This window comes from Moraxella sp. RCAD0137 (assembly GCF_002894025.1).
In the GTDB taxonomy this organism is placed as follows: domain Bacteria; phylum Pseudomonadota; class Gammaproteobacteria; order Pseudomonadales; family Moraxellaceae; genus Moraxella; species Moraxella porci.
Map to the genome: position 1 here is coordinate 1 of NZ_LTCC01000028.1, position 4,711 is coordinate 4,711.

At 44.8% G+C, this 4,711-nt stretch carries 6 protein-coding genes; all 6 read right to left on the reverse strand.

Going from position 1 to position 4,711, the window contains the following annotated elements:
- Window positions 1-519: 519 nt before the first annotated feature.
- The 6 genes from AZ602_RS10250 to AZ602_RS09785 all read right to left on the reverse strand — a co-directional run bounded on the left by AZ602_RS10250 (window position 520) and on the right by AZ602_RS09785 (window position 4,556).
- Entirely contained in the window at window positions 520-738 is a 219-nt protein-coding gene (locus AZ602_RS10250) for a hypothetical protein (protein WP_103034727.1), read from the reverse strand.
- A complete protein-coding gene (locus AZ602_RS09770) occupies window positions 728-1,663 on the reverse strand; it encodes a replication initiation protein (RefSeq protein ID WP_103034728.1) in 936 nt (311 codons plus the stop codon). The genes AZ602_RS10250 and AZ602_RS09770 overlap by 11 nt, the downstream gene beginning before the upstream one ends.
- Before the next feature lie 203 nt (window positions 1,664-1,866).
- On the reverse strand, window positions 1,867-2,031 hold the full coding sequence (locus AZ602_RS09775; protein ID WP_103034729.1) for a ribbon-helix-helix protein, CopG family: 165 nt from the start codon (window positions 2,029-2,031) through the stop codon (window positions 1,867-1,869).
- A 74-nt stretch (window positions 2,032-2,105) separates the two neighbouring features.
- Window positions 2,106-2,258 carry a hypothetical protein gene (locus AZ602_RS10090; protein ID WP_158245131.1) on the reverse strand — a complete coding sequence of 51 codons (153 nt, stop codon included), beginning with the start codon at window positions 2,256-2,258 and terminating at the stop codon, window positions 2,106-2,108.
- Window positions 2,258-4,225: a relaxase/mobilization nuclease domain-containing protein gene (locus AZ602_RS09780; RefSeq protein ID WP_103034730.1), complete on the reverse strand. Its 1,968-nt coding sequence runs from the start codon at window positions 4,223-4,225 to the stop codon at window positions 2,258-2,260. The genes AZ602_RS10090 and AZ602_RS09780 overlap by 1 nt, the downstream gene beginning before the upstream one ends.
- Window positions 4,200-4,556: a MobC family plasmid mobilization relaxosome protein gene (locus AZ602_RS09785; RefSeq protein ID WP_103034731.1), complete on the reverse strand. Its 357-nt coding sequence runs from the start codon at window positions 4,554-4,556 to the stop codon at window positions 4,200-4,202. The genes AZ602_RS09780 and AZ602_RS09785 overlap by 26 nt, the downstream gene beginning before the upstream one ends.
- Window positions 4,557-4,711: the final 155 nt, after the last annotated feature.

The following is a 4,711-nucleotide window of genomic DNA, read 5'->3' on the forward strand; positions in this document are numbered from 1 at the left end:
AGGGGCTTGCCCCTAATCGGCTTTAGCCGACACTGGGGGTCAAGGGGGTCGCCCCCTGCAAGCCACAAGAACCAAAGAGCGATAGCGAATTTGAGTTACTTGTGTGTGCTTGCCCTTTCCAATACTTTGCCTAAAACGGCTTAAGGCAATAATACTAGATATTGATGATAATAGCAAGCACTGTACTATATATAGGGGGAATGATGGGTAAGATAAGGACGAAAAATTTATATAGGGTAATTAGGATAATTTAGAAAAAATAACAAAAAAACCGCCCCACGATTGAACATCACCGATTGCCAGCTATCGTTATCTTAATTTTCTGCAAGACCGCCTGCCTGTGTCGGTGCTGGGCTTGGCGATACGCCCTGAAGGTCGCCCGCCCGCCCCGCCACGGCGGTCAGCACCATCGCCACCGCTCGCCGAGCCTATAAACGGCTCGCAGGGCGATAATGGCAAGCCTATCGGCTTGGCTAAGAAAACGCCCCTAAAAGGGGCTATTATCTGAATTTGGTTGCACTAGTGCATTTTTTTGGGGCTGTACTGATATTCATCTAACCATTCCAAAAAATCCTTGCTAGGCTCTTGGGGAATGTTTTTATCGCGTGTATCTTTATCAACCCATTTGCCAAAATTCACTTTGTACATTACAAACGCCCAATTCTTGCTATACTTTCTAGTCTGCTGAATGTAGGTAACATAAGAATAGAAAGTTTTCCCATCTATATCAAACTTCATCAATCCACCTTTTAACCGTATTTCTATGAACTGTTAATTCTTTGGCAATAACGCTGATTTTTAACCCTTGCTGATACAACATCACCGCCCTTTGTCGCTGTTGGGCGTACTGGGCTGACCTTGCCAATCCGCCTTTACTGCTATCGCCCTTTTTACCCCTTTGACTTTGTCGCTCAATAAAGCGATTATAGGCGTATGTGTCGTTCTGCCAGCAGTATTTAGCGATTGATTTTGCTGTATGGCAAATCTCATTATACGGCAATGGCTGGGTAAACCCTTGATTGACCTGCTTGCAATACTGCAAAACGGTATTGAACCAGTTCTGCCAGCTACCAGCACCCCTAAATTTGCGTATCTCAACATACGCCCATTTTCGCACCGTGTCGAATAGCGTACAGTTTCTCCCAAGTCCGCTTTCAAGCTCTTTTGAAGTCAAAGGGGTGGTTAAATCAAGGTTTTGGGCAAGCTCGCCTAAGCTGTAAGGCTGTTCACGCCAAACAGTCGTTCGCCAGTCGTCATGAAGTGGGTTTTTGGTGATGAAGTTAGTGTAGCCGACATCAGCACCCAATGCCCTAGTAATGCTTGCTTGCACCGCTGCCAAGTAGCGTAGCGGATCTTGGCGAGCGTGTGCAGTGGTGCATACTGGTGCTGTTAGCTCGTATGCTATGTGTGCGTGTCCGTTTTCTGTGTTCTGTGTCGTCCAAGTCGGTGGCGGTAATCCAGCGTCATGCCAAGCGGTCACGCCAAAAGGGCGGTCAATATCGAAAATCAAATATCTAGTGAAACAGGGGGGATTGTGCTGGATATAGCGTTTGTTCATCGCTACATCTTTGCCACGCACGACCAAAAAGCCTAAATCGTCAGTACAATAAGGCTTGGTTGGCAGGTTTTTATAGAAGTTGTCGAGTTTAATTGTGCTTTGCATTTGCAAAAAATTCCAAAAAAATGGTTGCAAACAGTCAAAACACAGGTAAAATATACATAGAGAGTGTTTATTTTGGTTGTGTTTTGACTGTTTGCGATAGTTGCCAAGCCACAAAATAAACTAGTAAAAATCGCAGGTCTGCCAACCTGCTTTTTTTACGCCTTTAATTTATCACGGCTTGGCAAATATCGCTAGATTAAGTGTTAAAATTTCAGCTCGGTTTGCTGATTTTTTTTGACATATTCAATTATCCAATCTCTCAAAAGTAGCGATTGAGTGCGATTGTTGCTCTCTGCGATTTCTTTAAATCGCTTGGCTAAGTTCTCATCAAGTCGAAAAGTGATAGAAGTTTTCTTGCTTTCGCTCATACTACACCCTAAATGGTATTAATAACTGCATTACATAATAAAGCAATGTAGTTTACAAATCAACAATTAATTGTTCACTGTCGAACATCTGTTGCCATTTCATCATCATCTAGCAATGCCAAGTAAGCCAAATTTTTTGCTTGCTCGTAAAGCTCCAATTGCTCCGCTGTCGGCTCTATTGGGTCATCATCAGCAAATATGCTCGCTAAAATATCATCATCGTGCATTAACGCCCCCTGTCTTTGTCTTGTAAATCTCTGATATGCTGGTCAATCGTGCCTTGCTCGATGTGCTGTAACGCTTGCTTTTGAAACGCTTGCAAGCGTTCGCCATTCTTGCTACTGCCGAATTGCTGTGTTTTCTTTTGGGCGTTTGACACCAATTCCGCCTGTCGGCTGTTCAATCCAGCGTCTTTCAGCTCTTTTATCGTCCACATTTTGCCGATTTTGAGCTGATTTTTGGCGGTTGGCGGCTCAATTGGTGGCGGTGCTGGTGCTGGCTCGGCTGAAATAATAGAATTTATTCTATTATTTGCCGTCAGCTCGCTAGCGGATTTTTTGATACTTTCTGCAAGTTCTGCAAATCGCTCTCTAATCTGCTGAACTTGTTCTGAAAGTCGTTGAGTAAGTCGCTCAAGCGTTGATTTTCTGCTGTCAAATTCTCGTTGGTGGCGTTCGATTGCTTGAGCTGTGCTTGCAAGCTGTCTTTCTCGCTCGTCAGGGTCGCTATCTTTTGCTCTAACTCGGTAAACAATGTCTGAGATTGTTTGAACAGTCTTGTCAATCTCTCGTTTTCGTCGTTCAAAGTCGTCATCTGCTGATTGTGTGTATCTTTCAGCTGTTGTAGTTGCTGTTGCAACTCGTTCAAGAATTGATTGCTCATGTTGCTTTCTCACTTCAGTAACATTAGGGGCTTGCCGTCTGTCGATTTGCCCAATTCGGCTTTCTTGTGGTTCTTGGGTTCTATCCAAATCGTCCCATCGTCGTTCTTGCCAATCTGAACTTTGGCTAGGGCTTGGGCTTGGATTGGCGACTGGTTCACGGCTTGTTTGATGTTTGTCAATTCTGCGTGCTGTGCTGTGATGTTCTTTGCTAATATCATGCTCCAAATCATCAGTACCAGCACCAAAGCCCCCACTAAGCCCAATATCACCCAAAACCAGCGGTTTTTGGCTATCGTGAGTGCTTTCTCGTTGCTGTTCTGCTGTATCTGCTCTAGCGGTTGTATCATCTGTTGTGCTAGTGCTTCCAGCTGTGCTTGGCTGTCCGCCAATATCTTGGCGTGCTGTTTCTTGAGTTCGGTCGCTGTTTCGCTCAAAGCCTTGCTGTTGCTCGCTTGTAGCTCTTTCAAATCGGCTTGCATGATATTTTGAGCGTTTTTCAAGCTGTCTTGCATATTCTGCCAAGTCTGCTTGATAACGGCTGGTGCTTGTTGCTCGATATTCTGCAATTCTTTCGCTGTGCTGTCGTTGATAGCTTTCGTCAAATCTGAAATTTTGCTCATAAATTTCGCCTTTTAATCTGATATTTTTGCCCCCTGTTGGGTCTTTAATGCTGATAGCTGATGGGGTCAAGCGTGCGATTTCTAGCCCCATTTCTTTGATTTCATTGACTACATCATCACGGCTGGATACTTTGCCAACCATCACTTTAGCCATTAGATTGTCTGTGATGGCTTGTTGTAGCTCTTTTTTGTCGGCTGGTAGCGTTGATTGAACCGTCAAAGCCTGCTTTTTTGCTGGGTCGTTGGGGTCAGACAAGCCAAATTCGTGATTAATCGTGTTTTTCCAGCTGTCGAATAATTTTCGGTCTGTGCCGTCAAAGTACGGTTGAAATCGTTTACCGCTTTCAAGCTCCACATTTGGGATAAAGAAATTCAGCTCAACACGCCCTTTGTCGTTGTGTTCAACCCAGCAAATGTTGTATTGCTGGCGGTCAAGCCCTGCAAAGCAAGTTTGCTCAAACCGCTCCATAATCTCTAATTTCGTCTGCTCGGCAAGCTCGCTTTCTTCAAACGACAAAACGCCAACCGTATATTTGTTTTTAAAATCTAGGCTTTCGGCAATTTGCGTTGTCAGCTCCAAATCGCCCTTGATAACCCTTGCCCCATCTCTATCACGGTCTTTATCCATCAAGTAATTGGCGGTGGCGGTGGCACTGCCAGCACCCCTATTTTTCAGAATTTTGAGAAACATAGGCTAATAGCTCGTCTAGTTGCTCTTGAATAACTGCAAGCATTGATAAGTGTTCAATGCGTGCAAAGCTATCATCAATCGAATTCACTTTTTTGGCGATTTGGTTCATGTTGCCCCCAATCTTGCCTAGCTCACGCAGAATGGCTGGGTCGGCAACAACAACTTTTTTTTGATATTTGGGCGGTGGTGCTGGTGGTGGCGGTGGCATACCTAACACCATTTTTCGCAGGGTAGTGGCTAGGTTTTTTTGATTGGCGAACGGCTTAAACTCATCATCAGTAAATCTAAGCATGACACAGTTTGTCCGCTTGGCTCGTTGCTCGCTTTTCAAGATTTTTTCCTTTGACTTCACAAACTGGGGTTTTAGGGGCTTGCCCCTAATCGGCTTTAGCCGACACTGGGGGTCAAGGGGGTCGCCCCCTGCAAGCCACAAGAACCAAAGAGCGATAGCGAATTTGAGTTACTTGTGTGTGCTTGCCCTTTCCA

Excerpts from the sequence above, each read along its gene's own strand:
- AZ602_RS10090 (WP_158245131.1), bottom strand. The coding sequence starts at position 2,258 with ATGCACGATGATGATATTTTAGCGAGCATATTTGCTGATGATGACCCA.
- AZ602_RS10250 (WP_103034727.1), bottom strand. The coding sequence starts at position 738 with ATGAAGTTTGATATAGATGGGAAAACTTTCTATTCTTATGTTACCTAC.
- AZ602_RS09770 (WP_103034728.1), bottom strand. The coding sequence starts at position 1,663 with ATGCAAAGCACAATTAAACTCGACAACTTCTATAAAAACCTGCCAACC.
- AZ602_RS09780 (WP_103034730.1), bottom strand. The coding sequence starts at position 4,225 with ATGTTTCTCAAAATTCTGAAAAATAGGGGTGCTGGCAGTGCCACCGCC.
- AZ602_RS09775 (WP_103034729.1), bottom strand. The coding sequence starts at position 2,031 with ATGAGCGAAAGCAAGAAAACTTCTATCACTTTTCGACTTGATGAGAAC.